The 2,345-nt window shown below is 69.6% G+C and carries 4 protein-coding genes; 2 read left to right on the top strand and 2 right to left on the bottom strand.

Annotated features, from left to right (window positions below; translation table 11 throughout):
• Positions 1–412 (bottom strand): MASE4 domain-containing protein (locus G3N93_RS38365; RefSeq protein WP_206135370.1); only part of this gene is annotated, 412 nt, incomplete at its 3' end.
• Entirely contained in the window at positions 409–1,053 is a 645-nt protein-coding gene (locus G3N93_RS38370; protein ID WP_174938358.1) for a response regulator transcription factor, read from the bottom strand. The genes G3N93_RS38370 and G3N93_RS38365, both read right to left, overlap by 4 nt.
• Before the next feature lie 322 nt (positions 1,054–1,375).
• On the opposite strand from G3N93_RS38370, the gene G3N93_RS38375 reads away from it, so the two are divergent.
• Together G3N93_RS38375 and G3N93_RS38380 are read left to right on the top strand one after the other, a co-directional pair.
• Positions 1,376–1,828: a hypothetical protein gene (locus G3N93_RS38375; RefSeq protein ID WP_011356112.1), complete on the top strand. Its 453-nt coding sequence runs from the start codon at positions 1,376–1,378 to the stop codon at positions 1,826–1,828.
• 102 nt (positions 1,829–1,930) lie between these two features.
• Positions 1,931–2,345, top strand: a 415-nt coding sequence (locus G3N93_RS38380) for a VTT domain-containing protein (protein ID WP_206135371.1), incomplete at its 3' end; no start/stop codon positions are given.

Raw genomic sequence — 2,345 nt, forward strand, 5'->3', positions numbered from 1 at the left:
GACGTGTCTCTGTGGTTCTGTCGGGGGGACCGGGGAGGCCGGTCGGGTGGAACAGCCCGGGAAAGGTCAGCATGGGGGTGCCGGCCATGAAACCCGTGAACAGGTAGCCGCCCGCGAGCACGAGCAGCGGCCGCTGGCGCAGGATCGCGTACTGGCCGAGCAGCAGGCCGGCCGTCACCATGTCGTTGACGACGATCGCCGACTGGTACACGGGGATGAACGCCGCTCCCGGCGCCAGCGGCCTGCCGGCGAACGGCGCAAGCGCGGCGAAGATCACGGCGGAGATGAGCACGGTCGCGAGCGCGAGCCGCCGTTCGCGTCGGCCCGGCGGCAGCGACGACATGAACAGGCGCGACGCGTCCGGGTTGTCGTCGTCCGGCGGCGAGGGCGGGAAGCGGAAGGCGGCCGTCATGCGTCGCCGCCGGGGTCGAGGTCGTGGCGCACCGCGTAGCGGATCAGCGCCGCTTCGTGCGGCAGTTCCATCTTCTCGAGGATCCGTGTCTTGTACGTGCTGACCGTCTTCGCGCTGAGCGCGAGTTCGGTCGCGATCTGCGTGACGGTCTGGCCCGCGACGATGCGGCGCATCACGTCGAGCTCGCGCGCGGACAGCCGTTCGTGCGGCAGCGTCGCGGCCGGCGTGCGCAGCGTGAGCGCGAGACTTTCGGCCGCCGACGGGCTCACGTAGACGCCGCCCGCGGCCACCTTGCCGACCGCCTCGACGAGCTCGGCGGTCGCGCTGTCCTTCGTCAGGTAGCCGGTTGCGCCGGCCTTGAACGCGCGCGCCGCGTACTGCGCTTCCGCATGCATCGTCAGCACGAGCGTGCGCAGCGACGGCGCGTGGCGCTTCACCAGCCGGATCAGCTCGATGCCGGTCGGCGCGGGCATCGACAGGTCGAGCAGCAACACGTCGGCGGCGCCGCGCTCGACCAGCGCGAGCGTGGCCGAGCCGTCGCTCGCCTCGCCGACGATTTCGAAACCGCCGGCCGTTTCCAGGATGTAACGCAGTCCGTCCCGCATGACTGCGTGATCGTCAGCCAGAATTACCCTGATCATCTAGCGATCCTCTTCGGGATGACGCCGCGCACTGCTGTCCAATGGTCGCCGCGGCCGTTCTTCTGATCAATATATTCCGCCGAATCCAAAAACGGTACACATCCGGGAAATTTTCGAGATAGATGATCGCGGAATGTGTACTGAAACGAAATAATCGCGGGGAAAAGATATGCGGCGGAGCGGGTGTGGGTCAGGGTATTCCCTGGTGACTGCAGCGACCTGAACAGGACGGCGCCGCGTGCCACGAGCCGCCCCGCGAACCGTGCCGATTCGGGACTAAACTGGTGCCCGATGCCACGACAACCGCCCGAGGAGCCCCGTGATGATCGATCTTGCCGATATCCTGCCGTCCGCGCTGCCCGCCGCCGTCGCATGGGCCGAAGCCGAGGCGGCGCGCGGGATCGCGCAGGGTGCGCCGCTGACGCCGGCGCAGGCCGACGACGCGCGCACGGTGGGCGTCGCGCAGCCGGAGCGGATCCGCGTGGTGATCGTCGACCGCATGCCGTTTCCCGAGGTGCCTTCGCTGGCCGCGATCGCTCGCGACACGGGGCTCCTGGCGCCGGGGACGATCGGACTCACGCTCGGCCATGCGGTGTACGTGCTGCGCGGGCAGGACACGCGCCGCCTGCTGACCCACGAATTCCGCCACGTGCATCAGTACGAGGCTGCCGGCTCGATCGGCGCGTTTCTCGCGCGCTATCTGCAGGAGATCGCGACGGTCGGCTACCACGACGCGCCGCTCGAGGCCGACGCGCGGCAGCACGAGTTCGATTGACCCGTCACGCCGGCGCGACCGCGCGCACCTCCCGATGAACGTTTCCCCTGCCATCGCCGGCCCGGTGTTCGCACACCGGGGCGCCCCGCCTTGGAGCGTGCGATGAGCGACACGATCCACGCGTGGATCGGCGCGATCGGCGCACATCCGCTGCTCGTGCTCGCGATCGTGTTCGTGACGGCCTGCGCCGAGGCGATCGCGCTGATCGGCACGGTCGTGCCGGCCGGCGCCGTAATGTTCGCAGCCGGTGCGCTGATCGGCGCGGGCGCACTCGACGGCTGGACGACCATCGGTGTCGCGGCGGTCGGCGCCGTGATCGGCGACGGGATCAGCTACGAACTCGGGCGGCACTATCGCGGCGTGATCCGCAATGCGTGGGCGCGCTTCGGCTATGCGGCCGCCTATGCGCGCGGAGAGGAGTTCGTGCTGCGCCATGGCATGAAGAGCATCGTGCTCGCACGCTTTCTTGCGCCGGTGCGCGCGGTCGTGCCGGTCGTCGTCGGCTGCGCGACGCTGC

Origin of the sequence: Burkholderia sp. Se-20378 (assembly GCF_017104665.1) — a bacterium.
Lineage (GTDB): Bacteria > Pseudomonadota > Gammaproteobacteria > Burkholderiales > Burkholderiaceae > Burkholderia > Burkholderia lata.